Origin of the sequence: Pandoraea commovens (genome assembly GCF_024704525.1) — a bacterium.
Classification (GTDB): domain Bacteria; phylum Pseudomonadota; class Gammaproteobacteria; order Burkholderiales; family Burkholderiaceae; genus Pandoraea; species Pandoraea commovens.
Window position 1 is genome coordinate 453,199 of record NZ_CP102780.1, and the last position, 24,630, is coordinate 477,828.

The 24,630-nt window shown below is 63.9% G+C and carries 24 protein-coding genes; 2 read left to right on the forward strand and 22 right to left on the reverse strand.

The annotated features are described in order from the left end of the window. Nucleotides 1-101: 101 nt before the first annotated feature. The 14 genes from bioD to NTU39_RS02500 all read right to left on the reverse strand — a co-directional run bounded on the left by bioD (nt 102) and on the right by NTU39_RS02500 (nt 14,694). The gene (bioD, locus tag NTU39_RS02435; protein ID WP_257959125.1) at nt 102-905 is read right to left on the reverse strand and encodes a dethiobiotin synthase; all 804 of its coding nucleotides are present in this window, start codon (nt 903-905) and stop codon (nt 102-104) included. After that, the gene (gene bioF / locus NTU39_RS02440; protein ID WP_257959126.1) at nt 898-2,106 is read right to left on the reverse strand and encodes an 8-amino-7-oxononanoate synthase; all 1,209 of its coding nucleotides are present in this window, start codon (nt 2,104-2,106) and stop codon (nt 898-900) included. The genes bioD and bioF overlap by 8 nt, the downstream gene beginning before the upstream one ends. Then, nucleotides 2,103-3,473, reverse strand: a complete 1,371-nt coding sequence (bioA, locus tag NTU39_RS02445; RefSeq protein ID WP_257959127.1) for an adenosylmethionine--8-amino-7-oxononanoate transaminase — start codon at nt 3,471-3,473, stop codon at nt 2,103-2,105. Before bioA ends, bioF begins: the two co-directional genes overlap by 4 nt. A gap of 319 nt (nt 3,474-3,792) precedes the next feature. Next, on the reverse strand, nt 3,793-4,584 hold the full coding sequence (locus tag NTU39_RS02450; RefSeq protein ID WP_150664060.1) for an enoyl-CoA hydratase/isomerase family protein: 792 nt from the start codon (nt 4,582-4,584) through the stop codon (nt 3,793-3,795). A 62-nt stretch (nt 4,585-4,646) separates the two neighbouring features. Then, nucleotides 4,647-6,254 (reverse strand): carboxyl transferase domain-containing protein, encoded by a 1,608-nt coding sequence (locus NTU39_RS02455; protein ID WP_150575285.1) that lies wholly within the window; start codon nt 6,252-6,254, stop codon nt 4,647-4,649. Between the two features lie 86 nt (nt 6,255-6,340). Beyond that, entirely contained in the window at nt 6,341-6,748 is a 408-nt protein-coding gene (locus NTU39_RS02460) for a YchJ family protein (RefSeq protein ID WP_150664061.1), read from the reverse strand. 29 nt (nt 6,749-6,777) lie between these two features. Further along, nucleotides 6,778-7,383 carry a 2-hydroxychromene-2-carboxylate isomerase gene (locus NTU39_RS02465; protein WP_150664062.1) on the reverse strand — a complete coding sequence of 202 codons (606 nt, stop codon included), beginning with the start codon at nt 7,381-7,383 and terminating at the stop codon, nt 6,778-6,780. A 113-nt stretch (nt 7,384-7,496) separates the two neighbouring features. Further along, complete coding sequence (locus tag NTU39_RS02470) at nt 7,497-8,174, reverse strand: SDR family oxidoreductase (RefSeq protein WP_150664063.1); 678 nt, start codon at nt 8,172-8,174, stop codon at nt 7,497-7,499. Between the two features lie 85 nt (nt 8,175-8,259). Beyond that, nucleotides 8,260-9,444 (reverse strand): acetyl-CoA C-acetyltransferase, encoded by a 1,185-nt coding sequence (locus NTU39_RS02475; protein ID WP_246184526.1) that lies wholly within the window; start codon nt 9,442-9,444, stop codon nt 8,260-8,262. 141 nt (nt 9,445-9,585) lie between these two features. Next, nucleotides 9,586-10,266, reverse strand: coding sequence for a carbonate dehydratase (gene can, locus NTU39_RS02480; protein WP_150664065.1), 681 nt, complete (start codon nt 10,264-10,266; stop codon nt 9,586-9,588). Between the two features lie 63 nt (nt 10,267-10,329). Beyond that, on the reverse strand, nt 10,330-12,150 hold the full coding sequence (aceK, locus tag NTU39_RS02485; protein ID WP_150664066.1) for a bifunctional isocitrate dehydrogenase kinase/phosphatase: 1,821 nt from the start codon (nt 12,148-12,150) through the stop codon (nt 10,330-10,332). Nucleotides 12,151-12,244: 94 nt separating this feature from the next. Continuing rightward, complete coding sequence (locus NTU39_RS02490; RefSeq protein WP_039395188.1) at nt 12,245-13,426, reverse strand: isovaleryl-CoA dehydrogenase; 1,182 nt, start codon at nt 13,424-13,426, stop codon at nt 12,245-12,247. A gap of 101 nt (nt 13,427-13,527) precedes the next feature. Continuing rightward, nucleotides 13,528-13,947: a PaaI family thioesterase gene (locus NTU39_RS02495; protein ID WP_257959129.1), complete on the reverse strand. Its 420-nt coding sequence runs from the start codon at nt 13,945-13,947 to the stop codon at nt 13,528-13,530. Between the two features lie 312 nt (nt 13,948-14,259). Beyond that, nucleotides 14,260-14,694 (reverse strand): MerR family transcriptional regulator, encoded by a 435-nt coding sequence (locus NTU39_RS02500; RefSeq protein WP_150664220.1) that lies wholly within the window; start codon nt 14,692-14,694, stop codon nt 14,260-14,262. Nucleotides 14,695-14,848: 154 nt separating this feature from the next. Here NTU39_RS02500 and NTU39_RS02505 point away from each other — a divergent pair, with 154 nt between their 5' ends. After that, nucleotides 14,849-15,931, forward strand: coding sequence for an MBL fold metallo-hydrolase (locus tag NTU39_RS02505; protein ID WP_257959130.1), 1,083 nt, complete (start codon nt 14,849-14,851; stop codon nt 15,929-15,931). A 118-nt stretch (nt 15,932-16,049) separates the two neighbouring features. Here the strand turns inward: NTU39_RS02505 and NTU39_RS02510 are convergent, their stop codons facing one another. The 6 genes from NTU39_RS02510 to argS all read right to left on the reverse strand — a co-directional run bounded on the left by NTU39_RS02510 (nt 16,050) and on the right by argS (nt 22,546). Then, nucleotides 16,050-17,369, reverse strand: coding sequence for an MFS transporter (locus tag NTU39_RS02510; protein WP_257959131.1), 1,320 nt, complete (start codon nt 17,367-17,369; stop codon nt 16,050-16,052). Between the two features lie 244 nt (nt 17,370-17,613). After that, nucleotides 17,614-18,093: a hypothetical protein gene (locus NTU39_RS02515; RefSeq protein ID WP_150664070.1), complete on the reverse strand. Its 480-nt coding sequence runs from the start codon at nt 18,091-18,093 to the stop codon at nt 17,614-17,616. Nucleotides 18,094-18,183: 90 nt separating this feature from the next. Continuing rightward, nucleotides 18,184-19,005, reverse strand: coding sequence for an SDR family oxidoreductase (locus NTU39_RS02520; RefSeq protein WP_150664071.1), 822 nt, complete (start codon nt 19,003-19,005; stop codon nt 18,184-18,186). A 55-nt stretch (nt 19,006-19,060) separates the two neighbouring features. After that, nucleotides 19,061-19,759: a thiol:disulfide interchange protein DsbA/DsbL gene (locus NTU39_RS02525; protein ID WP_257959132.1), complete on the reverse strand. Its 699-nt coding sequence runs from the start codon at nt 19,757-19,759 to the stop codon at nt 19,061-19,063. 279 nt (nt 19,760-20,038) lie between these two features. After that, nucleotides 20,039-20,722 (reverse strand): SPOR domain-containing protein, encoded by a 684-nt coding sequence (locus NTU39_RS02530; protein WP_257959133.1) that lies wholly within the window; start codon nt 20,720-20,722, stop codon nt 20,039-20,041. Nucleotides 20,723-20,782: 60 nt separating this feature from the next. After that, on the reverse strand, nt 20,783-22,546 hold the full coding sequence (gene argS / locus NTU39_RS02535) for an arginine--tRNA ligase (protein WP_257959134.1): 1,764 nt from the start codon (nt 22,544-22,546) through the stop codon (nt 20,783-20,785). 232 nt (nt 22,547-22,778) lie between these two features. Between argS and NTU39_RS02540 the strand changes: the two genes are divergently transcribed. Next, a complete protein-coding gene (locus tag NTU39_RS02540; protein WP_150664075.1) occupies nt 22,779-23,105 on the forward strand; it encodes a DUF1840 domain-containing protein in 327 nt (108 codons plus the stop codon). Between the two features lie 221 nt (nt 23,106-23,326). On the opposite strand, the gene NTU39_RS02545 is transcribed toward NTU39_RS02540, so the two are convergent. Together NTU39_RS02545 and NTU39_RS02550 are read right to left on the reverse strand one after the other, a co-directional pair. After that, nucleotides 23,327-23,653 (reverse strand): hypothetical protein, encoded by a 327-nt coding sequence (locus NTU39_RS02545; RefSeq protein WP_150664076.1) that lies wholly within the window; start codon nt 23,651-23,653, stop codon nt 23,327-23,329. 198 nt (nt 23,654-23,851) lie between these two features. Next, entirely contained in the window at nt 23,852-24,562 is a 711-nt protein-coding gene (locus NTU39_RS02550) for an MgtC/SapB family protein (protein ID WP_150664221.1), read from the reverse strand. Between the last annotated feature and the right edge of the window lie 68 nt (nt 24,563-24,630).

The following is a 24,630-nucleotide window of genomic DNA, read 5'->3' on the forward strand; positions in this document are numbered from 1 at the left end:
CGTCGTGGCCGTGAGCGGCGGTGTGGGCGTGAACTTGCATGGTGAGATTCCTTGAATTCTGTGTGTTCGGTGTTGGCGCGATGTCGGTGTGTGGATCGCGCTCAGGGAGCGGTATGTGGGCGAGGGCCGGACGATGTCTGCGCAGTGCGATGCAATGCGGTATCGACCAGCGGCGCAATGTCGAGATAGCCGGAGGCGGTCGCCGCGTCGGGGTGCGGCAGATGTGGCACGCGCCCCAGTAACGGCGCACCCAGTCGCGCGGCAATCGCCTCGACGTTGGCGTCCACATGACGCATGTCCGGATCGACGTGATTGGCGACCCATCCGGGGATCGTGAGACCACGCGACGTGATCGCCTCGGCCGTCAGCAACGCATGGCTGATGCAGCCCAGACGCAGGCCGACGACGAGGATCACCGGCAGGCCGAGCTGACGCGCCAGATCGGCGGTGTCGGGCGCGCTGGCGTCGGGGCCGAGCGGCACGCGAAAGCCGCCGACGCCTTCGACGATCACGAGGTCCGCGCGCGCGGCGACCCGCGCATAGCCTGCCCGGATCACGCTGCAATCGAGGTCGATGCCCTCGGCGGCGGCGGCGATGTGCGGCGCGGTCGCGTCCTTGAGCACGTACGGGCAGTACCAGTCGTCGGGCAGCTTCAGATTGCTCGCGTCGTGCAACTGCTCGACGTCTTCATTCACGAAGCGACCATTGTGTTCCGACGCGCCTGCGGCCACCGACTTCAGCCCAGCACACACCAGCCCGCGACGCGCGGCGGCATGCAGCAACGCCGACGAGACGAGCGTCTTGCCGATCTCGGTATCGGTGCCGGTGACGAAGAACGCGTGACGCGCGGGCGTTGCACGCTCGGTCGGGGCATCGGCGGCGGTGATGAGGTTGCGTTCAGCCATGCGCGTGCTCCGTCCAGTCGTTGTCGAGTCGATTGATGGCGCGGGTCAGGCGCGTGACGTCCTCGGCCGTATGCGCGGCGCTGAGCGTGAGGCGCAGGCGCGACGTGCCAGGCGCTACCGTCGGCGGGCGAATCGCGGGGACCCACAATCCGGCCTCGGCCAGCCCGGCCTGCGCATGCAGTGCGGCTGCGTTCTCGCCGAGGATGATCGGCTGCACGCCCGTCGGCGAGACCATGTGGCGCCAGTGCTTCAGCGTGAGCGAATCGCGCAGTTGCGCAATGCGCGCCTGCAACGTCGCGCGACGCTCGCGACCTTCGTCACCCGCGATGATTGCGAGACTCGTGAGCAAAGCATGCGCCTGCGAGGGCGCTGCCGCCGTGGTGAAGATGTACGGACGGGCGCGATTGATCAGCCACTCGATCACGCTGCGATGGGCCGCGACGAACGCGCCACCGACACCGGCGGCCTTGCCGAGCGTGCCGATGATCACCAGATTCGGCGAGCGCATGTCGAAGTGTTCGAACACGCCGCGTCCGTTCTCACCGACCACGCCGAAGCCGTGCGCATCGTCCACGATGAGCCACGCGTTATGACGCTCGGCGAGCGCGAGCAACTGCGGCAGCGGCGCGATGTCTCCGTCCATTGAGAAGACACCGTCGGTGACGATCAGCTTCGTCTCGGCGGTACTGACTTCGAGCAGGGCGGCGAGGGCGTCGACGTCGCCGTGCGGATAGACGTGCGTCTTCGCGCGCGAGAGTCGTGCGCCGTCGATCAGTGAGGCGTGGTTGAGCGCTTCGGAGAAGATTTCCGAGTCCTTGTTGGCGAGCGCGGAGATTGTCGCCAGATTGGCCATGTAGCCGGTGCAGAAGTACAGCGCGCGCTCGTCGACCAGATGCGGCGACATGAAGTCGGCGAGGGCGTCTTCGAGTTCCGCGTGCGCCTGCGAATGGCCGCTGATGAGGTGCGAAGCACCGCTGCCAGCACCGTAACGTTGCGCACCTTCGATGAGCGCTTCGACGACCTTCGGGTGTGCGGCCAGCCCGAGATAGTCGTTGCTCGCGAAAGCGAGGACGTCGCGCCCGTCAGCACTCAAATGCGGCTGGCACGGCGTGCTCACCACGCGATGACGGCGACGCAGGTGCTGACGGTCGATCTCGGCGAGTCCGGCGTCGAGGCGGTCGAGCAGGGGATGGGTCGTCATGCGGCCACCTCCTGTTGCATCGTTGCGTCGAAAGCAGCGAGCGTTTGCGTCGCCAGCCAGTCGGTGGTGCCGTCGTCGAGCACGTACGGCGGCATCAGGTAGACCGTCGCGCCGATCGGACGCAGCAGCACGCCGCGCGCGCGAGCTTCGGTGTAGAAGCGCTTCGCGAAGGCACCCGCCGCGCCGGGGGCATCCGGCAATACGGCGTCGAACGCCCAGATCATGCCGCGATGACGGAAATGCTTCGCGCGCGGATCGTCGGCCAGCGGTGCGAGGGCTTGCGTCAGACGCGCAGCGCGCACGGCATTGCTAGCGAGGACGTCGTCGTCCGCGAAGATGTCGAGCGTGGCCAGCGCGGCACGGCACGCCAGCGGATTGCCGGTGTACGAGTGCGAGTGCAGGAAGCCACGCGCGGTGTCGTCGTCGTAGAAGGCGTCGTAGATCGCGTCGCGCGAGAGCACGAGCGAGAGCGGCAGATAGCCGCCGCTGATGCCCTTGGAGAGCGTGAGCAGATCGGGCCAGATACCGGCCTGCTCGCTCGCGAAGAACGTGCCGGTGCGGCCACAACCGACGGCGATTTCGTCCGCAATCATGTGTGCGCCGTGCTTGTCGCACAGCGCGCGTACGAGGCGCAGGTATTCGGGGTCGTGCATCGCCATGCCTGCGGCGCACTGCACCAGCGGCTCGACGATGACGGCGGCGATGCGTCCTTCACGTTGTGTGAGCAGCGTGTCGAGTTCGGCAGCGGCGCGGCGGGCGACGTCGATGGCCGTCTCGCCATCGCACGCCTGACGCGCATCGGGCGATGCCACGACGTGCGCATGCCGCAGCAGCGGATCGTAGGCGTCACGGAACAGGGCGACGTCGGTGACGGCCAGCGCGCCGAGCGTTTCGCCGTGATAGCCGTTGCGCACGCAGACGAATTCGCGCTTGTCGCTGTGGCCCTGATTGCGCCACGCGTGAAAGCTCATCTTCAGCGCGATCTCGACGGCCGACGCACCGTCCGACGCGAAGAACGCATGACCGAGCACGCCGCCGGTCAATGCCGACAGACGTTCGGACAAGGACACGACGGGCTCATGCGTGAAGCCCGCGAGCATCGCATGTTCGAGGCGGCCCAACTGATCGATCAGCGCCGCGTTGATGCGCGGGTTCGCGTGGCCGAACAGATTGACCCACCACGAACTGATGGCATCGAGGTAGCGTTCGCCGCCGGTGTCGACGAGCCAGGGCCCTTCGCCGTGAGACAGCGCGACGAGGGGCAGCTTTGCCTGTTGCTTCATCTGCGTGCAGGGGTGCCAGACCTGTCGCAGACTGCGCGCGGCGAGATCGCCGGGACCGTTGGGGGGGCGCGGGGAGGCGTCCATCTTTGACTCCTTGGAGGGCCATGACGGGCGAGAAGCCGGGCAAGATGCCCGATGCTCGTCGTCCGTCTGGCTGGCCGGTGCGGGGCATTGCGCGCTGCGCTGCTGCACGTGGCCGGAGGTGGGGGATGGGCGCATGGTAGGCAAAGCGATTTGGCAGGGCAATAGGCGGATTTGGTGCGAAAACTCGCTGTTTTGCGAGCCGTAAAGAGACGTTATCGACAATTTCGTAAAACCCGCCGATAACGTTCAGGCATCTCCGCCGTCACCCCTCCCAAAAAAATTTTGTAACCGTCGAAATGGATGATTTTCGTGCGTTCGCTCAGGAGGCGTCGCGCCATGACGGCGAACGCTTCTCCAGGAACGAACGCACCCCTTCGCGACCCTCGTCGGAGGCGCGGATCTTCGCGATGCGCTCGGCCGTGTCGGCGATGGCCGCCTCGTCGATGGCGCGCCCGGCGAAGTCCTGCACAAGGCGCTTGCACTCCTTCACCGCGTTCGGGCTGTTGTCGACAAGCGCCTTCGCCAGCGCGCCGATGGTGCTGTCGAGCGCATCGGCGGCAACGACCTCGTGCACCAGGCCGAGACGCTGCGCCGTGGCGGCCGTGAAGCGTTCCGCCGTCACGAAATAGCGACGCGACGCCTGCTCGCCCAGCGCGCGAATCACATACGGGCCGATGGTGGCAGGAATCAGGCCGAGCTTGGCTTCGGACAGGCAGAAGTGCGCCGTGTCGACGGCGACCACAATGTCCGCCACGGCCGCGAGTCCGACACCGCCCGCGTACGTATCGCCCTGCACGCGCGCGATCACCGGCTTCGGGCAGCGGTAGATCGTGTTGAGCATGACGGCGAGCGTCATGGCGTCGGCGCGGTTCTCGGTGTCCGAGTAACCGGCCATCTTCTTCATCCAGTTCAGATCGGCGCCGGCGCAGAACGCGACGCCTTCAGCGGCGAGCACGATGGCGCGCACGTCGTCGTTCGTCGCCAGCGCGCGAAACGTGCCGGTCAGTTCTTCGATGACGGTTTCGTTGAACGCGTTGCGCACGTCCGGACGGTTGAGCGTAACGGTGGCGACGTGGGCGTCGACACTGAACTTGAGCGTTGCGAGTTGCATGACGGAATTCCTCGATGGACCGGTGTGGGCGATGACGCTCGATTACATGCGATTACATGCGATCACATACGGAACAGGCCGAAGCGCGTTTCCGGAATCGGCGCATTGAGCGCAGCCGACAGGCCGAGACCGAGCACCGTGCGCGTGTCGGCCGGATCGATCACACCGTCGTCCCACAGGCGCGCGCTCGCGTAGAACGGATGCCCCTGACGTTCGTACTGATCGCGGATCGGCTGCTTGAAGGCGTCTTCTTCCTCGGCGCTCCACTGACCGCCCTTGCCCTCGATGCCATCGCGCTTGACCGTGGCGAGCACCGACGCGGCCTGCTCGCCGCCCATCACGGAGATGCGCGCGTTCGGCCACATCCACAGGAAACGCGGCGAGTAGGCGCGACCGCACATGCCGTAGTTACCCGCGCCGAACGAACCGCCGATGATGACGGTGAACTTCGGCACGTTCGCGGTGGCGACGGCCGTCACCATCTTCGCGCCGTGCTTGGCGATGCCTTCGTTTTCGTACTTGCGCCCGACCATGAAGCCCGTGATGTTCTGCAAGAAGATCAGCGGGATCTTGCGCTGGCAGCACAGTTCGATGAAGTGCGCGCCCTTTTGCGCGGACTCCGAGAACAGAATGCCGTTGTTCGCCACGATGCCGACCGGATAGCCCCACAGATGCGCGAAGCCGCACACCAGCGTGGTGCCGTAGCGCGCCTTGAATTCGTCGAACTCGGAGCCGTCGACGAGACGCGCGATCACTTCGCGCACGTCGAACGGCTTCTTCGTGTCGGCGGGAATCACGCCGTACAGTTCACGCGCGTCGTACTTCGGTTCGACCGGCGTCTTGGTGGCGACGGTCGCAGGCTTGCGACGATTGAGGTTCGCGGCGATGCTGCGCGCGATGGACAGCGCGTGTGCGTCGTTCTGCGCGAAGTGGTCGGCGACACCCGACAGGCGCGTGTGGACATCCGCACCGCCGAGATCTTCGGCGCTCACTTCCTCGCCCGTGGCAGCTTTCACCAGGGGCGGGCCGCCGAGGAAAATCGTGCCCTGTTCCTTGACGATGATCGACTCGTCGCTCATGGCGGGCACATACGCGCCACCTGCCGTGCACGAGCCCATCACCACGGCGATCTGCGGAATGCCTTGCGCCGACATTTGCGCCTGGTTGTAGAAGATGCGGCCGAAGTGATCGCGATCGGGGAAGACGTCGTCCTGATTCGGCAGGTTCGCGCCGCCCGAGTCGACCAGATAGATGCACGGCAGATGGTTCTGCTCGGCGATCTCCTGCGCGCGCAGGTGCTTCTTGACCGTCATCGGGTAGTACGTGCCGCCCTTGACCGTGGCGTCGTTGCACACGATCACGCATTCCTGGCCGGACACGCGGCCGATGCCCGTGATGATCCCCGCGCCCGGTGCGTCGTCGTGATACATGCCGGTCGCGGCGAGTTGCGAGAGTTCGAGAAAGGGGGAACCCGGATCGAGCAGTTGTTGCACGCGATCGCGCGGCAGCAGCTTGCCACGACCGGTGTGCTTCTTGCGCGCAGCCTCACCGCCGCCACCGGCCAGTTGCGCGATACGGGCGCGCAGTTCGTCGACCACGGTCTGCATGGCGGACGCGTTGCGTGCAAAGTCTTCGCCGCGCGGGTTGAGTTTGCTTTCGAGAATCGGCATGTGACGAAATCCGGTGGAGTGTGAGTTTTAGTTGAGTGCTTGTGCTTGGCGACGTGGCGAGCGATGTGCTGAATGACGTCGCGAGATCAGTCGAACAGGTCGCCGTCGATGTAGCGCCAGCGGCCGTCGTCGGTGCGCTCGAAGCGACTGCGTTCGTGCAGCCGGTGAGCGCGTCCGCCGACCTTGTAACGGGCGACGAATTCGACTTCGGCGTGGTGCTCGTCTCGTTGCAGATGCGCCTTGACCTGAAGGCCGAGCCACTGCGGGGCGTCGCCGAAATCGAGCGTCGCGGGACGCGTGCGTGCCGCCCACGTATCGAGCAGATACGGTGCGTTCTGACGCACGAACGCCGTGTAGCGCGAGCGCATCAGCGCTTCGGCCGTGGGCGGAATCTCGCCGTGTTCGAGATAACGTGCGCAGCAATCCTCGAACGCGAGGCCGCCGCACGGGCAGCCTTCACGGTCCTTGTTTTGCGGCGATTGGGGGCTTGCCATCGTATGTCGTGCCTTGTGGTGTTTCAGTGTCAGATCTTGCCGTGCTTCAGACAGGCCTCTACCTGTGCGAAACGGTCGAAACCCCAGAACGGTTCGCCGTCCACGATCACGAACGGCGAGCCGAACACGCCGCGCGCCATCGCCAGATCGATCTCGGCTTTGAGATGGTCCTTGGCGGCGGGCGAGTGCATGCCGGTGTCGAGGGCTGCGCCATCGATACCCAGCGCTTCGCCGAGCCGTACCAGTTCCGCCGGGTCGCCGATGTTCACGTCGTCGACATAGAGCGCGCGAAAGATTGACTTCGCGAACTCCGCCGACAAGTCGCCGCCGCGATGGTCCTGTACCCACAACACGGCGCGCTCGGCGGCTTGCGTGGGGATCGGGAAATGCGTCGGCCGCTTGTAGTCGATGCCGTGAAAACGCGCGGTGCGCGCCACGTCGTTCTTCAGATACTCCGTCTTGATCGGATGCTGCACCGGTGCGCCCGTGCCGTTCACCTTGTAGACGATGTCGAGCAGGATCGGATGCCACGCGACGCCACGCCCGTTGCGCGAAGCGATGTCGTCGATGCAGGTGCTCGCAAAATACCCATACGGGGATGCGAAGTCGAAATAAAAGTCGATGGCGGACGTCATGTTGGCTCCGTTTCCGAGTGACGTTTCTGGCCCGCGAATCAAAAGATACGGCGGTGTGGCAACAGCGTTTTATGGGTGCTACCGGTGATGCAAGTGCTACGGTACTGCGTGGCTTACCAAGGGAACGGCGTGCCGTCGTAGTTGTAAAAGCCGCCGTTGTGCGTCGCGCGTTCGCCTGGGGCGCGAGCCAGCACGCGACGCATGCCGGACACGCTCGTCTCGACATCGATGTCGGCGTTCTCGCCGCCCATGTCGGTGCGCACCCAGCCCGGGTGCATGGCGACGCACGTCGCGCGCTGGGCTTCGAGCGACACCGCTTTGACGACCGAATTCACGGCGGCTTTACTCGCGCGATACAGCCAGCTACCGTTCGACTCCATCAATTCGACACTGCCCATGCGGCTCGACAGAAAGCCGAAGCTGCCGCCCGCCGCTTCCACGAAAGGCAGCACGAGCGGCGCGACCTGCATCGCGCCGAGGACGTTGGTGTGGAACACGCGGTCGAACTCGTCCTTCGTGATCGGTGCGAGACCGGTCGTGCGTTCGGAGTTCACGCCTGCGTTGTAGACCGCCACGTCGAGTTCCACGCCGTCGAGTTGCCACGACAGGCCGGACAGCGACTCCACGCGCGTGACGTCGAGTTTCAGGGCTTCGGCATCGAGCTCGCGCAGCGCGGCCAGACCGTCTTCGTTGCGTGCGGTGGCGAACACGCGCCAGCCGTCTTCGCGATACTGCCGTACGAATTCCATGCCGATGCCGCGTGAGGCACCGATGATGAGCGCTGTTTTCATGACGTCGATATGTCCCCGTAGAAACGGTGAACCGGCGTTGGACGCCGGTGTGAGTTCAGACGCGTGAGCCGGTCGAACGCGTCGGTCAGACGAGTTCGATGGCCATCGCGGTTGCTTCGCCGCCGCCGATACACAGGCTCGCTACGCCGCGCTTGCCACCGGTCTTGCGCAGTGCGCCGATCAGCGTGACGAGAATACGTGCGCCGGACGCGCCGATCGGGTGGCCGAGCGCGCACGCGCCGCCGTGAATGTTGACCTTGTCGTGCGGCAGATCGAATTCATGCATCGCGGCCATTGCGACGACGGCGAACGCTTCGTTGATCTCGAACAGATCGACGTCGGCCGTCGACCAGCCGGTCTTCTCGAACAGCTTGCGCATCGCGCCGACCGGGGCGGTCGTGAACAGGCCCGGTTGTTGCGCGAAGGTGCTGTGACCGGCGATGCGGGCGAGCGGCGCGAGGCCGAGGCGTTTGGCCGTCGATTCGCGCATGAGCACGAGCGCGGCAGCGCCGTCGGAGATCGACGACGAGTTGGCGGCGGTGACCGTGCCGTCCTTGCGGAAGGCGGCTTTGAGCGTCGGAATCTTTTCGGGATTGGCCTTGAAGGGCTGCTCGTCCTGCTCGACGACGGTGTCGCCCTTGCGGCCCGGCACCGTCACAGCAGTGATTTCCCACGCAAACGAGCCGTCTTTCGTGGCGTTCTGCGCGCGCTCGAGGGAGGCGATGGCGAAGGCGTCTTGCGCTTCGCGGGTGAAGGCGTAACGGTCGGCGCACTCTTCGGCGAAGGTACCCATCAGGCGACCTTTGTCGTAAGCGTCTTCCAGACCGTCGAAGAACATGTGGTCGATGACCTGACCGTGACCCATGCGCATACCGGCGCGCGCCTTGGGCAGGAGATAGGGGGCGTTGCTCATGCTTTCCATGCCACCGGCGACGATGACGTCGGCACTACCGGCAACGAGCATGTCGTGGGCGAACATCGCGGCACGCATGCCGGAGCCGCACATCTTGTTGACGGTGGTCGCACCGGCTGCGAGGGGCAGCCCGGCGCCGAGCGTTGCCTGACGCGCAGGTGCCTGCCCCTGACCGGCGGGCAGCACGCAGCCCATGACGACTTCGTCGACCTGCTCCGGCTTCAGGCCAGCGCGTTCGACAGCCGCGCGAATGGCGGCGGCACCGAGTTGCGGCGCGGCGACATCGCCGAATACGCCTTGCAGGCCACCCATCGGCGTGCGGGCAGCGGAAACGATGACGATCGGGTCTTGTTGCATGGCAATCTCCATAAAAGGGGTTGCGTGGCTGACGCTGCGTCCTTGCGGATCGGTGCGTCAGCCCCGAATATCCAATGCTTCAATCTTCCGTCGTCCACGCGCCCGCTTGCGCGCCTGACTGGCCTGGGTTCGCCTAAGCGATCAGGCGCGTGGATGACGTAATTCGGCCATCGCTTCCACGCAGCGATCATAGATACGCGGCAGGGATTCGAGGCTATTCACCGACATGCGCAGGTCGCGCACCAGACCGTCGCGCAGGCCGTACACCCAGCCGTGCACGGTGACCGGTTGGTTGCGGGCCCAGGCGTCGCGCAGGACGGTGGTGTGACAAATATTCACGACCTGTTCGATGGCGTTCAACTCGCACAGGCGATCGTGACGGGCGTCGCGCGAGGGCAGCGCGTCGATCTGGTCGACGTGGCGCTCGTAGACGTCGCGCACGTGGCGCAGCCAGTTATCGACGAGGCCCATCTTCGCGCCGTCGAGTGCTGCGCCCACACCGCCGCAGCCGTAGTGGCCGACGACCATGATGTGACGCACTTTCAGCACTTCGACAGCGAACTGCAAAACCGACAGGCAGTTCAGGTCGCTGTGGACCACCACGTTCGCAATATTGCGGTGGACGAACACTTCGCCCGGTGCCAGTCCGGTGATCTGGTTCGCGGGCACGCGCGAATCCGAGCAGCCGATCCAGAGGTATTCTGGCGTCTGTATCTTGGACAGCCGCTCGAAAAACGCGGGATCTTCCGCGTTCACGCTGGCAACCCAGGCGCGGTTGTTATCGAGCAGATGGATGAGAGGTTGGTCTTTGTCTTCGGTCATGATCGTGTCATCCGGCGGGCATGTCGTGAGCTGGGAGGCGTCAATGGCGAGGAAGTCCGGCGCTCAGGCGGCTGCCGCGCGAGGCGGAGCGGCCGAAGCACCTGAATCCGTGATGCCGCGGGCGGCACCGTAGCGATTGACGAAACGCAGCGAGACATCGTACGGATAGAAGTCGTGCATCTGTCCGGCTCGCACCCGATCCTGAAAGCCTTGCCACAGGCCGGGGTCGAAGAAATCCGGATGATGCTGGCTCAGATAGTGCCGCACGCGCGCGTCTCCCGTCAGAAACGTCTCAAACGTCTGCGGAAACACGTCGTGCGGGCCTACACGGTACCAGACTTCCCCTGACATCGCCTCTTCTTCGTTACGTGGTTCCGGCACTCGACGGATGTGGCAATCCGTCAGATATTCCAGTTCGTCGTAATCGTAGAAGACCACCCGGCCGTGACGCGTCACACCGAAATTCTTGTACAGCATGTCGCCCGGAAACACGTTCGCCGCCATCAGCTCCTTGATCGCGTTGCCGTATTCGCGCATGGCGTGGTCCACCTGGTCGTCCGAGGCGGATTGCAGCCACAGATTGAGCGGCGTCATGCGACGCTCGATGTAGCAGTGGCGGATCACCAGCGCGTCGCCGTCGAATTCGAGCAGCGAGGGCACTTCTGTACGGAGCTGGGCGAGCAGGGCATCGTCGAAGCGCGAGAGCGGGAAGGCGACGCTGGAGAACTCCAGTGTGTCGGCCATCCTGCCCACGCGATCGTGCTGCTTGACCATCAGATACTTCGCTTTCACTTGTTCGCGTGTCGTCTCCTTGGGCGGCGCGAAGCGCTCGCGAATCAGCTTGAAGACGTACGGGTACGAGGGCAGCGTAAACACCAGCATCACCAGTCCGGGAATGCCCGGTGCGCTCACGAACTTGTCGCTCGAATGCTTCAGGTGATGCAGAAAATCGCGATAGAACAGATTCTTGCCGTGCTTTTGCAAGCCGACCGACGTATAGATCTCGGCCTTCGGCTTTCCCGGCATGATCGTGCGCAAAAACTGCACGTAGGCCGACGGCACCTCCATGTCGACCATGAAGTACGCGTGCGAGAAGCTGAACATCACACGCAGTTGCTCGCCGCGCAGCAAAGCGGCGTCGAGCGCCAGCTTGCCGTGGGCGTCGTGCATGATCGGGACGGCGAAGGGCGTCGTGGTGTCGCCGTTCACGATGCGTCCTACGATATAGGCCGCCTTGTTGCGGAAGAACAGCGACGCCAGCACGTGAATCTGAAAATTCGGCGCAGCGTCGAATGTGCCGAACGCCTCTTCGATGGCGCGCATCACATAGCCCACGTCGCGCGACAGATCGGCGAACGGGCGCTTAAGCTGGAAATTCGTGACGATGCGCGCGAGCGTGGCGGCCATGCCGTCCTGCGCGGGATAGTAGACGCGGTACGTCGGCTTCGCGGCGGGCGCGTCGTTCTCGATGTACTCCGTCGCCACGGCGGGGCGCACGAAGATGAAGCGGTTATTGAAGTACGAGCGGTGCAGGATCTTGCAGCACACCGAGTTGAAAAACGTCTCGGCCAGTTCGGGCTGACGATGCTCCGTGAGCAAGCCGATGTAATGCAGCTTCACTTGCTGCCAGACATCGTCGTCTAGCGACTGTGCGTCGAACTCGTCTTCCAGCGTCACGATGCATTCGCGCACGCGCTCGTCGTAATAGGCGATGCGGTCGCGCTGGAGCTTCTGGATGCCCATGAAGTCACCGGCTTCGAAACATGCCTGCGCCGCGACACACACCTCGCGGAAGATGCGGTAATGCTTGTCGAAGCCGTCCAGCATCGTGCGGGCGACGTCGAAAGCAAACTGCGACGACAGGAGTTTCGGGAAGTGATTCATACCGGTCGGGACAGGCGCAGGGCGAGGCTTGTGAAGATTGTAGCGCCGCTGCCTGCGTCTGAATGTCCGTCTTTTTTGTGGGCTTTCCTTGTGATTACATCGTCTCGGAGAACAATTCGCGGCCGATCAGCATGCGGCGGATCTCCGACGTGCCTGCGCCGATCTCGTACAGCTTGGCGTCGCGCCACAGACGACCGACCGGATACTCGTTGATATAGCCGTTGCCGCCGAGAATCTGGATCGCTTCACCGGCCATCCACGTCGCCTTTTCGGCCGTGTAGAGAATCACCCCGGCGCAATCCTTGCGTACCTGACGCACGTGATCGCTGCCCAGCGATTCCAGCTGACGGCCCACGGCGTACAGATACGCGCGGCTTGCCTGAAGGATCGTGTACATATCGGCGACTTTGCCCTGAATCAGCTGGAATTCGCCGATGGACTGACCGAACTGCTTGCGGTCGTGGATGTACGGCACGACCACGTCCATGGCGGCCTGCATGATGCCGATAGGACCGCCTGCGAGCACGGCGCGCTCATAGTCCAGACCGCTCATGAGCACCTTCACGCCGCCGCCGACCTGACCCAGTACGTTTTCTTCCGGCACTTCCACGTTCTCGAACACCAGTTCGCCCGTGTGCGAGCCGCGCATGCCGAGCTTGTCGAGCTTTTGCGCGACCGAGAAGCCCTTCATGCCTTTCTCGACGATGAACGCCGTCATACCGCGTGCACCGGCTTCGATGTCCGTCTTACCGTAGACCACCAGCGTGTCGCAGTCCGGGCCGTTCGTGATCCACATCTTCGTGCCGTTGAGCACATAGCGGTCGCCGCGCTTCTCGGCGCGCAGCTTCATGCTGACGACGTCCGAGCCAGCGTTCGGCTCGCTCATCGCGAGGGCGCCTACGTGTTCGCCCGACACCAGCTTCGGCAGGTACTTCGCTTTTTGCGCGGCCGTGCCGTTGCGGTGAATCTGGTTCACGCACAGATTCGAGTGTGCGCCGTACGACAGGCCGATCGAGGCGGACGCGCGCGAGATTTCTTCCATCGCGATCATGTGGGCCAGATAGCCCATGTTCGCGCCGCCGTACTCTTCGGAGACTGTCATGCCGAGCACGCCGAGGTCGCCCATCTTGCGCCAGAGATCCATCGGGAACTGGTCGGTGCGATCCACTTCGGCGGCGCGCGGGGCGATCTCCTTCGATGCGAAGTTCGCGACCGATTCGCGCAGCATGTCCAGGTCTTCGCCGAGCATGAAATTGAGGCCGGGCAACGTCGTCATGACACAGTCTCCAGAGGTGGCGCGTGGCGGTTGGCCCGCGCGTATGTTCGATGGTGCTTGAAGGTGCTTGAAGATGCTTGGTAAGCGGTGTGAAGCGTTCGTCAGGCGGACGGATTAGGTGCCAGCACGAAAAGCGTTTGTTGCATGAGGGCGCAGAGCGTCCATTTACCGTTATCGATGGCGAACAGTTCGGCGGTGGCGACGATGAGTGTGCGTCCGGATTTGACGACCTGACCGCGTCCGACCAGTGTATCGCCCTTGCCGGGCGCGAGAATGTTCAGTTTGTATTCGGCGGTGACCAGTTCCTGATCGGGCGAGATGCGTGTGTAGCCTGCGTAACCGCCTGCCGAATCGGCGATGGCACCGATGACACCGCCGTGGAAATAGCCGAGCTGTTGATTCACCTTGTCCGAGAACGGCAGCGAAATTTCGCAAAAACCGTCGGCGATATGCGTGAGTTGTGCGCCCCAGTGGGTCATGACGCCTTGTTTGTCGAAGCTGGCGCGGATTTTCGCGTCCACGGCGGGGTCGACGGGGGCGGCATGAACAGCATAAGACGAGGGGACGTTGTGCATGATCGTCAGGGCGCAAGCGGCTGAAAAGCCAGATTCGCAGATACTACTTAACGTTTACGTAAACGTAAAGTAAGGACTTTCCTGAGTCGGGGAGGGAGGGCGAAGCGAGCGGTGTTAGGGAAATGGATGGGCGGGGATCGGTGCTGCCCTGACGCAGTGACTTTCAGGTGGAACGGAGTCAGGGTAGTGCCGATTCCCGCGGCCCTGGGGGTGAGACAGGGCTGGGGGAGGTTGGAGCGGGATGTGGTGAAAAAAAAGTCAGTGAGAAGCCGCAGCAGCCTTAACCCGTCGAGCAGAAGGCGGCACAGTTTCGCCAGCGGCCTCGAGCAAAGCGAGGCATTGCGCTTCGTGCTGGGAGACTTCGTCGAGTGTGGCGTGGAGGTCTTCGAGTTGCTGCTCCAGCACCTGACGGTGTTGGGAGAGCGTGTCGAGAAACACCTTGAGCTGCGGCACGGTGTCCTTGGGCGACTCATAGAGATCGAGAATCGTCTTGATCTCGGAGAGTGTGAGGCCGAGGCGTTTGCCGCGCAGCGTGAGCTTCAGGCGCGTGCGGTCCTGTCCGGTGTAGACGCGGTGACGTCCGCCGGGGCCTTCACGGGCGGGCGTAAGCAGACCCTGATCCTCATAAAAGCGGATCGCGCGGGGCGTGATGTCGAACTCGCGGGCGAGGTCGGTGATCGTGTATGTGAGCATCGGATCGGCAGGGGATCGGATTGGCAAGTTTAAGCGGGTGCTTACCATTGCAGATAGAATTGCCGTTTACGTTAGCGTCAACTTGCATCGTATGCAATCGGTGATGGCGTCAACCTGACAACAAGAGAACAAGCCCATCTGGAGCGTGGCCCCCGTGAATGCCCTTGAACAGCAACTGAACTATCCCCTTGGCGAATTCCTGCCCGATGGCGGCACTGTGCATGAAGTCGTGCCGGGCGTCTTCTGGGTGCGCATGCCGCTGCCGTTCGTGCTCGATCACATCAACCTGTGGTTGTTGCGCGATGAAGTCGATGGGGTGAAGGGCTGGACGGTCGTCGATTGCGGGATCACGCATCCGCAGATCAAGGCGTACTGGGAGCAGGTGTTCGACAGCGCGCTCGGCGGCGAGCCGGTGCTGCGGGTTGTCGTCACGCACTGCCACCCGGACCACCTCGGCCTCGCGCACTGGATTTGCAAGGGCGGCGACAAACAGCGCTGGCAAGCGCGGCTCGCCATGTCGCTCGGCGACTACGCGTGGGGACGTCTCATGTCCGAGGGCGATAACAACAATGCCGCCAACGCCGGTGGTGAGTTCGCCGTCGCGCACTTCATCGCACATGGTCTCGCCGACGAAGCCATGATCGACCAGATTCGCAATCGCAAGTCGTACTTCAGCGACCTCGTGCCCGAAGTGCCCTCGCGCTACTTCCGTCTTAAGGATGGCGACACGCTGCGCATCGGCGGCAGCGACTGGCGTCTGATTGCGGGCTACGGTCACTCGCCCGAGCATATGGCGCTGTACTCCGAGCAGCACAACGTGCTCATCTCCGGCGATATGGTGCTGCCGCGTATTTCGACCAACGTCAGCGTCTTCGACATTGAGCCGGAAGCCAACTCGCTGCAACTGTTCCTCGACTCACTGGGCGTTTATTTGGATTTGCCTGCCGACTGCCTCGTGCTGCCGTCGCACGGCCGACCGTTCACGGGCTTGCACACGCGCATCGGTCAGCTTCGCGATCACCATGCGGCGCGCTTGCAGGAAGTGCGCGATGCGTGTGCGAAGTCGCCGCAAAGCGCGGGCGATATCGTGCCCATCATGTTCCATCGCAAGCTCGACGCGCATCAGACGACCTTCGCGATGGGGGAAGCACTCGCGCACTTGCATATGCTGTGGCGCTCGGGCGAACTCAAGCGTGAGCGTGATGCCAAGGGCGTCTGGCGCTTCTCGCCTGTGTAAGGATCACGTAGTCCTGAGCGGCTGACGCAAGCGTGTTGCTCAGAAGACAAAAAAACGCCCCGGAGACGGAAGTCCCCGGGGCGTTTTGCATTGCGTGGCGAGCGTGTCGCCAAAGCACTCAGGCGTGCTGCGTCGAGGCTTGCATATTGCGTCCCTCACGACCGAGCAGACCGTACGTCACGAGACTGATCGCGACGGTCATCAGAATGTAGTACGCCGGGGCGAGCGGATTCTGCGTGACCTTGATCAGGTACGTGATCCAGAACGGCGCGAGGCCGCCGAAGAGCATCACCGAAACGTTGTACAGAATCGAGACGCCCGTCGAGCGAACGCCGACCGGGAATACTTCTGTGACGGCGGTCGCGAATGCACCCCACACGAAGCCCATGCACACCGCCGGGAGAATCTGCGCGAGCAGCAGATTGCCCATCGACGGCGAACCGTGCAGACGCGTGAACATCCAGAACGACGTCAGACCGTAGAGCAGCACGAACAACAGAATCAGCGGCTTGCGGCCGACACGATCCGAAATCCATCCCGTGAGCGGGCAGAGCGCGGCGATCAGCATCGCGGAGATGAACGTCGACAGGCTGGCAGAACCTTGCGTCAGGCCGAGTTGCTTGACGGCGTAAATCGGCGTGTAGATGAGCGTGACGTAGAACGACGTCGTGGCCGCCACCGTCAGACCGAAACCGGCGATCAGCGAGCGATAGTGCTTCGAGAATACGTCGGCGAGCGGCGTGCGACGCGTCGGTTCGCGCGTCGCGGCGTAGGCCAGAAACTCCGGCGACTCCGTCATGCGGCGTCGAATGTAGAAGCCCACCGGCCCGATCAGAATCCCGAACAGGAACGGCAGACGCCAGCCCCACGATTCGAGCGCTTCTTTCGACAGTCCCGTCGTGAGTACGTAAGCGCACAACCCGGCGAGCGCTACGGCCAGCGCCTGCGAGCACATCTGGAAACTGCCGTAGAAGCCGCGCAGATTCGGCGGCGAGAACTCGATGAGCATGGCCGTCGAGCCGCCGAATTCGCCGCCTGCCGAGAAGCCCTGAATCACGCGGGCCAGCAAGATCAGCAACGGCGCCGCGAAGCCGATGGTCGCGTACGTCGGCGCAATGCCGATCAGACCCGTACCGAGCGCCATGAGCAGCACCATGACCGACAGCGCCGACTTGCGACCCGCACGGTCGGCATACAGACCGAAGGCCAGCCCGCCGATGGGGCGGAAGAAGAACGCGACGCCAAGCGACGCCACGCTCGCGAGCAGCGACGTCGTATCGTTATCTGCAGGGAAGAAGAGTTTCGCGATGACCACCGCGAAGAGACCGTAAACCGTGAAGTCGAACCACTCGAACGCGTTGCCCAGGGTAGAACCGATCACCGCTTTGCGTCGCAGCGCCGGATCGATGACCGGCGTACCGGCGGGGGTTGTCTGCATGTGCCTCTCCTGCTTGGTTGGGAGTGCCGCAGTCGGATCGGTATGGACCGGCGCATCGCCGTCTACACACGCGTCCGCTCTATGGCGGCGAATCCGGTTTAACGTCGTGTATACCTCTGTTCAAGTTACACGAGCACTCTAACGCAGGTTTGGAATGCACCACAACGGGTCAAAATTACGACCGAATCTTGCGTGAGACGGCGCATTTTACGCATGGAATGCGATAGCTGAGGTCAGCGGGGTGTCAGCGATTCCCCCGACTGCCTTTCCATCGATAGTCGCGCTGACCGACCCAGCCCCAGGTGCCCGTGGACGGATCGAACGCGTAGCCTTCCCGATACTCGCTCGTATAGCAACCACCCTTCTCGAGATAGCAGCGCTCGCGCAGGAAGTGCGCCGCGTCGCGCGACGAACGGGGTTGCGCTGGCACGATGACGACCGGTGCAGGCTGCACGATGACGGGCGCGGGTCGAACGATGGCAGGGGCGGGCGTGACGAGGACGGGCGCAGGTTGAACCAAGGCGGGAGCGGGTGCCACGATGACCGGCGCAGGGTGAACGATGGCCGGTGCCGGGCCGACGATGACGGGTGCAGGCCGGACGTATGAGGATGGCGGTCCGAAGACCTGCCAGTTGCCCGGATCTGCGGCAGCGCAACCCGTCAGGATCGCTGCGGCCGTGAGTCCGGCAAGACGCAATGTGATGCGAGAGAGGACGACATTCATTGGGGCACCGCGCGTTAAGAAGGCGGGGCACTCTAACGCGCGAGGTCATGCATTTCCCCGTTTCGTCCTGCATTTTGGGGGATGTCCGAGTCAGCTGTCCCGGTCTTTTGCCGCCTCGCGTGCCTGTCGTTGCGCCATCGTCGGCTTGCGCGGGGCGCGGGCGAACAGCATGTCGTAAAGCCAGCGCGGCAGGCATCGCATGCCAAAGGCCGCAACGCCCATCTGCCAAGGCAGCACAGCGAAGCGCTTGCCGCGTGCAATGGCCGCTGCCGCCTTGCGCGCGAACTTGTCCGCGTCCATCAGGAACGGCATCGGGAACGGATTGCCGTCGGTCATCGCTGTGCGGATGTAGCCCGGCGCAATCGTCACGACTGCCACCTTGTCCGCGCGCAGTTCGACGCGCAGGCTTTCGAGATACGTCATCGCCGCCGCCTTGGAGGCGCTGTACGCGCCGTGCCCCGGAAGACCGCGCACACCGGCCACGCTGCCGATGCCCACGAGCGTGCCGCGCTTGCGCTGACGCATCGGACCCACGAAGGGACTGAACGTCGCGACCATCGCCATCCAGTTGGTGTCCATGACGGAGGCGAAGTGCGGCAGATCCGCAGGGTCTTCCGTGTTCACGCCGTGGCTGATGCCCGCGTTGGCGATCACGATGTCCGGCACGCCGTGGCGCGCCATGAAGTCGCCCGCTGCCGCGCGCAGTGCGAGGGCGTCGCGCACGTCGAGCGCGTAGCAATGCACGGCATGCGGATGCGGCAACGTGGCGGCGAGATCGGTGAGCTTGTCGCCACGGCGTCCGACGAGCCCGAGAATCGCCCCCTGCGCCGCGTAGTGACGCGCGAGCGCCTGCCCCAGCCCGCTGGACGCGCCGGTGATGAAAACCTTCGGTGATGTCGTATGTGCTGCCATTGTCGCCATAGAACGCAAAAGCCCGGCCGGGGCCGGGCTTCAGGAGCCGCGAAGCTTACATCTTCTTCGCGCGGATCTGATTGATGATCGAGTCGGCCGTCTTGAGCGCCGCGTCGAACGTCTGCTGTTCGGTCGTCGCCGGTTTGCCCTGCTTTTGCAGGGCGTCGCCCGACGTCGCCGGGGAGACGAGGTACTTGCCCTGGATCGCGATCGTCGGCACGCCGTCGATCTTGTAGTCCTGCCAGGTCTTGTTGGCAATTTCCACCGGAGATTCCTTGCGTGCCATCGCCGGCTTGCCGGCAGCGTCATAAGCGTTGCCGTATGCGACCTTGTCGACGCCGAGCGTTGCGAGGAAGTCTGCTTGCGAGTCCTTGGTCAGCAGGTAGTTGTGCTTGACGTGGATTTCGTTGAAGACCTTCGGCGTGAGTTCTGCATCCTTACCCATGGCCACGAGCGCGAGGTACATGCGCGTATGCGGCTCGAAACGGCTCTGGAAGGCGACCGGCACGCGCTTGAACACGACGTCCTTGCCCTGCGCCTTGACCCACTTCTCCAGCGACGGCTCCAGCGCATTGCAATGCGGGCAGCCATACCAGAAGAACTCGGTCACTTCGATCTTGCCCGGACCCGCCGTCAGCGGTAGCTGGGAAATCGTCAGATAGTCGGTCCCCGCGACCGGTGCTTCAGGCGACGCCGAGGCGACACCCGAGAGGAAACCGAAAGAAATCAGAACGGCACCAAGAAGTTTTTTCATGATCTTTGTATAGGAGTGAGTCCAACACGCCGGTTTGTCCATCATCGGTGAGCGGCGCGCCAGCAAAACCATATCCCGGATTCAGCCAAATTAGCTAGTGCGTATGACCGGCGATGTCTCGCCGGGTTCAACGTCTCGTCAGCGTGGATATCGCCGGGCCCCCAATGATGCGGGCTTTTGCGAATCCTTGCCGGGCGGCGCTGAGCGAATGCTCAGGCAGTGCCCATGCGATGCGGCAGAAACAAAAGGCGTTGCCTTGTGGGGCAACGCCTTTCGCGTTCATTGCTTCGTGAAGCGGATCACTGCCGTGTCGTACCCGCCGTCCTGCAGGCGTTGACGCACGTGATTCATTTCGTCGAGCTTGCCGTACGGGCCAAGGCGCACACGATAGAGCGTGAGGCCGTTGGCGTCGCGCTGCGTGACCTTTGCCTCGAAGCCTGAGAGGGCCAGCTTGGCGCGCAGTTGCTCGGCGTCCGTTTGCGATTTGAACGCGCCGACTTGCAGGTAGTAACCCGTGCTGGCGTTATCCGTGGCGCTCGCGGGCGGCGTGGTCGGCGGAGCGACCGGCACCGTCGACTTGCCGTTGAGAATGTCGGCAGGCGAGGGCTTCGCCGGCGCGGTCGGGGCCGTCGGTGCAGAGGCGGTCGGCGGCGTCACTGGTGTTACCGGATTGCCCGGCACGAGCGGCGACGTTTCGGCTGCCGAAGGCGCTTCCGGCGCGGTGGAACCCGATGCGGCGCCCGGCAGCGGGGTGCGCGGCTGCAGCGACTTGTTCGGGTCCGGCGCCTGCGCGGCCGGCGAGTTCTCGGCCGGACGCGGCGGCGTCTTTTCGACGAACGGGGTTGGCGTCTTCGTAATGTAGAGCGCGACGACGACGGCAACGGCCAGCCCAACGATCAGGCCGAGCACGATGCCCAGAAAAGTACCGCCCCGCTGGCGGGGTGGTCGACGTGTGTTTGCCATCAAGTCGATTCCGTCCTTACAGAGTTCCGATGCGTTTGCCGTTCGGAGTGGTTGGATAACTTACATCTTGGCCGGGGCCGACACGCCCAGCACGGCAAGCCCGTTGCGCAGCACCTGACGCGTCGCCGCGAGCAGCGCCAGACGCGCATGCTTCACGGTCTCGTCGTCGACCAGCACGCGATCCGAGTTGTAGAAAGAGTGGAACGCGCCGGCCAGATCCCGCAGATAGAAGGCCACGGCGTGCGGCGCAAGTTCCTCGGCGGCACGCGTGAGCATGTCCGGGTACTCGGCGAGCAGTTGCAGCAGCGCGAGCGCGCGTTCGCTGTCGAGCGGCGCGAGGTCGGTGTTTGCCAGCGACGCTTCGTCACCTGCCCATTGGGTGAGGATCGAGCAGATGCGCGCGTGGGCATATTGCACGTAATACACCGGGTTCTCGTCGTTCTGCTTGAGCGCGAGATCCACGTCGAACACGAATTCCGTGTCTGCTTTGCGCGAAATTAGGAAGAAACGCACGGCGTCGCGGCCACGGCGCAGGGCATCTTCACGCTCGGTGGGGTCCGTCACCGGCGTTTCTGCCGTAATGCCGCCCGACCATTCGATCAGATCGCGCACCGTCACGTAGCTACCTGCACGCTTGGAGATCTTCACCTCTTCGCCATTGCGCATGACGGTGACCATCTTGTGCAGCACGTAGTCGGGGTAGCCCTTCGGAATGCCGATGCCCAGTGCCTGCAGACCGGCGCGCACGCGCGCGATGGTGCCGTGGTGGTCCGAGCCTTGCACGTTGATGACCTGATGGAAGCCACGGTCCCACTTGCGGGTGTGATACGCGACGTCCGGCACGAAGTACGTGTAGGTGCCGTCGGACTTGCGCATCACGCGGTCCTTGTCGTCGCCGTAATCGGTCGTGCGCAGCCACAGCGCGCCTTCCTGCTCGTACGTGACGCCTGCATCAATGAGCGCCTGCACCGTGCGCTCGACGCTACCGTCGGCGTACAGAGACGATTCGAGGTAGTACTGATCGAAAATGACGCCGAACGTTTGCAGATCGATGTCCTGCTCGCGGCGCAGATAGGCCACGGCGAAGGCGCGGATCGAGTCGATGTCTTCGACGCTGCCGCTGCCCGTGACGGGCGCGCCGTCGGAGGCCTGCACCGTCTTGCCCGCGAGGAAGTCCTGCGCGATGTCGCCGATGTAGTCGCCGTTGTAAGCCGATTCCGGCCATTCGGCGTCGCCCGGCTTGAAGCCACGGGCGCGTGCCTGCACGGAAGTCGCGAGCGTCTGGATCTGCACGCCGGCGTCGTTGTAGTAGAACTCGCGGTGCACCGGGCGGCCTTGTGTGCCGAGCAGTGCCGAGATCGTGTCGCCGAGCGCGGCCTGACGGCCGTGGCCGACGTGCAGCGGGCCGGTCGGGTTGGCCGAGACAAACTCGACGAGCACCGGAGCGGCTTCGTTGCTCGCGGCGCGACGCCCAAAGGCAGCGCCTTCGGTCAGGATCGCGCGCGCGACCGATTGCTTGGCGGCATTGGCCAGACGCAGGTTGATGAAGCCGGGACCGGCGATTTCGACGGCGTCGACGAGGCCTTTGGCGCGGGTGTCGGCGAGGATGGCGTCGGCAATCTTCTGGGCCAGTTCGCGCGGATTGGCGCGCAACGGCTTGGCGAGCTGCATGGCCACGTTACAGGCCAGATCGCCGTGGGCGGCCACTTTGGGGCGTTCGAGCAGGATGACGGGCGCGGCAGGCGCGGTGCCGTCCGCAGGCATCAAACCGGCGACGACGTCGCCGATCAGCGCGACGAGAGCATTCTTTTGTGCGGGTAGCATTGGCGGGTGTTTCGGGTGCGTCCGGACGCGTCCGGACAGGCAATTGAATCGTCAGCACCGGATTTTAACAGGTGTATGATGAAGTCACGGTGCCCGCCGGTACCCCTCATTGCGTAACAGGCTCACTCAGGCCACACTCAGGTGCCACGCAAGCGCCACACGACCCTCAGGCAGACGACGGGCCGTGGAGGTTTGGGGCGGCGGTGGTGATAACTCGAAAAGGGAGCCAACCATGCTGGTAACGTTTAAGGCGCACTCATCGCAGAGGATCGACATGCTCGAGAATCTCGCGCAATGGCTGCTGGGTATCGTCGGCAAGAAGCTCGGCGAGCGCGGTGCGATCGGATCGGACGAAACAGGCGAAGCCATCGCCAAGCTGGAAGCCGCGATTGCCGCGGACAAAGCCGTCGCCGACAAGGAAAACGAGGGCAAGAAGTCCGACGATCGTGACGATGACAATCGTCTGCGCCTCTCGCAGCGCGCCTACCCGCTGCTGAACATGCTCAAGGAAGCGCAAGCTGAGAACTGCGCCGTGATGTGGGAAGTGAGCGCTAGATAGTCGTCTGGCGTCGCAGGCGGCATCGCCTGCGACGGCTACAAAAAAAGCAGGCCGCGAATCGCGGGCCTGCTTTTTTTATGTGCTTCGAGACATGATCGGACCGGGCCGCCCCCGGGCGAGGGGGTTGAATCAGGCCGCGAGGCCTGAGCAGTGGCGGCGCGGGTGCCGGTCCGAGGGAGGCGACGCCTGAAGCTACGACGTCGGTCCCGCTGGATACTCGCTTACTGGGCCTTGCCCGGAGCGTTATCCGGCGCGTTGGTCGCACCGTTGCCGGTGTTACCGTTACTCGGCGTCTTCTTGGTGCTGTGACGCGGCTTTTGGGCCTTCGAATTCGGGTGCGGATCCGACGGCGTCATCGTTTGCGCGCCCGGCGTCGGGGCCGACTGCCGCGCATTCGGGTTCGCCTGGCTAGGCATCGTGGCCGACGGGTCCGTCGTCGTGCCGCCGCCAGGACCGGCAGCGCCACCGCCCGCAGAGCCTTGAGCGAAACTCAGTGCCGAAGCACCGGCGAGGGTCAGGGCAGCAACCGAAATAATCAGCTTCTTCATCAGATGGACTCCTTTGCTTTGCGTTGCACTGGGTAGGAACGTCTTTCGTGCAGGCATCACTTGCGTTAGTGAGATTCCAGTCTAAGAAGCTGCGACGTGCGGTGCTGTAAGGGTTTGTAATTGAATGTAATTCGGCTTTTTCCTAGGCCATTTCCCACGCATATGCGCGGGAGACGTCCCATCGTATTCGCCTATTGATTAGTCATCCGAACGGCTTGACCAGAACACCTGATTCACGCCGGGCAGCGTTTCGAGATGATCGGTGAGGGCGTCGAGTTCGCCCGCCTTGACGGCCGTCGGCAACAGCAGTGCTTCGATTTCGACTTCCGCTTCGCCGAACGGATGGATGTCGAGCGCGCGCACCGGATAGTTCGACGCTTCGAGCCACGCTTCCACCTTGTCGAGCACTTCACGCTGCGTAGTGCGGGCGCAGATGACGGACAACGCATAGGTGGCTTCCGAGGTCGCCTCGTTGATCGGCGCGCGGTTGATACGGTTCACGACCGGGCGCAGCAGCGTGTTGGCGGCCAGCACGAAGAACGCCACGACGACCGCTTCGACGATCAGACTTGCCCCGGCGGCGGCCCCTACGGCGGCCGAGCCCCATAGCGTGGCGGCGGTGTTCAGGCCGCGTACCGACGCGCCGTCTTTCATGATCGCGCCCGCGCCGAGGAAGCCGACGCCCGACACCACATACGCAATCACACGCGTATCGCCCGGCATGAGCCGCATCGACAGATCGACGAAGGCGGCCGCACCGACCGCCACAAGCACGTTGGTACGCAAACCCGCCGTTCGCTGGCGCACTTGCCGTTCCACGCCGATGATCGTGCCGAGGATAAACGCGACGGCGAGCGAGATAAGCGTGTTGAGCAGCGGGAGGAGATGGAAATTCTGGATGCTGTGCAGTGCTTGCATGGAACGTCTCGACTTGAGGCGGCTGACATGGGCGGGTGCAACGGGCCAGGCGGGCATGT

Excerpts from the sequence above, each read along its gene's own strand:
- bioD (WP_257959125.1), bottom strand. The coding sequence starts at position 905 with ATGGCTGAACGCAACCTCATCACCGCCGCCGATGCCCCGACCGAGCGT.
- bioF (WP_257959126.1), bottom strand. The coding sequence starts at position 2,106 with ATGACGACCCATCCCCTGCTCGACCGCCTCGACGCCGGACTCGCCGAG.
- bioA (WP_257959127.1), bottom strand. The coding sequence starts at position 3,473 with ATGGACGCCTCCCCGCGCCCCCCCAACGGTCCCGGCGATCTCGCCGCG.
- NTU39_RS02450 (WP_150664060.1), bottom strand. The coding sequence starts at position 4,584 with ATGCAACTCGCAACGCTCAAGTTCAGTGTCGACGCCCACGTCGCCACC.
- NTU39_RS02455 (WP_150575285.1), bottom strand. The coding sequence starts at position 6,254 with ATGCCGATTCTCGAAAGCAAACTCAACCCGCGCGGCGAAGACTTTGCA.
- NTU39_RS02460 (WP_150664061.1), bottom strand. The coding sequence starts at position 6,748 with ATGGCAAGCCCCCAATCGCCGCAAAACAAGGACCGTGAAGGCTGCCCG.
- NTU39_RS02465 (WP_150664062.1), bottom strand. The coding sequence starts at position 7,383 with ATGACGTCCGCCATCGACTTTTATTTCGACTTCGCATCCCCGTATGGG.
- NTU39_RS02470 (WP_150664063.1), bottom strand. The coding sequence starts at position 8,174 with ATGAAAACAGCGCTCATCATCGGTGCCTCACGCGGCATCGGCATGGAA.
- NTU39_RS02475 (WP_246184526.1), bottom strand. The coding sequence starts at position 9,444 with ATGCAACAAGACCCGATCGTCATCGTTTCCGCTGCCCGCACGCCGATG.
- can (WP_150664065.1), bottom strand. The coding sequence starts at position 10,266 with ATGACCGAAGACAAAGACCAACCTCTCATCCATCTGCTCGATAACAAC.
- aceK (WP_150664066.1), bottom strand. The coding sequence starts at position 12,150 with ATGAATCACTTCCCGAAACTCCTGTCGTCGCAGTTTGCTTTCGACGTC.
- NTU39_RS02490 (WP_039395188.1), bottom strand. The coding sequence starts at position 13,426 with ATGACGACGTTGCCCGGCCTCAATTTCATGCTCGGCGAAGACCTGGAC.
- NTU39_RS02500 (WP_150664220.1), bottom strand. The coding sequence starts at position 14,694 with ATGCTCACATACACGATCACCGACCTCGCCCGCGAGTTCGACATCACG.
- NTU39_RS02510 (WP_257959131.1), bottom strand. The coding sequence starts at position 17,369 with ATGCAGACAACCCCCGCCGGTACGCCGGTCATCGATCCGGCGCTGCGA.
- NTU39_RS02515 (WP_150664070.1), bottom strand. The coding sequence starts at position 18,093 with ATGAATGTCGTCCTCTCTCGCATCACATTGCGTCTTGCCGGACTCACG.
- NTU39_RS02520 (WP_150664071.1), bottom strand. The coding sequence starts at position 19,005 with ATGGCAGCACATACGACATCACCGAAGGTTTTCATCACCGGCGCGTCC.
- NTU39_RS02525 (WP_257959132.1), bottom strand. The coding sequence starts at position 19,759 with ATGAAAAAACTTCTTGGTGCCGTTCTGATTTCTTTCGGTTTCCTCTCG.
- NTU39_RS02530 (WP_257959133.1), bottom strand. The coding sequence starts at position 20,722 with ATGGCAAACACACGTCGACCACCCCGCCAGCGGGGCGGTACTTTTCTG.
- argS (WP_257959134.1), bottom strand. The coding sequence starts at position 22,546 with ATGCTACCCGCACAAAAGAATGCTCTCGTCGCGCTGATCGGCGACGTC.
- NTU39_RS02540 (WP_150664075.1), top strand. The coding sequence starts at position 22,779 with ATGCTGGTAACGTTTAAGGCGCACTCATCGCAGAGGATCGACATGCTC.
- NTU39_RS02545 (WP_150664076.1), bottom strand. The coding sequence starts at position 23,653 with ATGAAGAAGCTGATTATTTCGGTTGCTGCCCTGACCCTCGCCGGTGCT.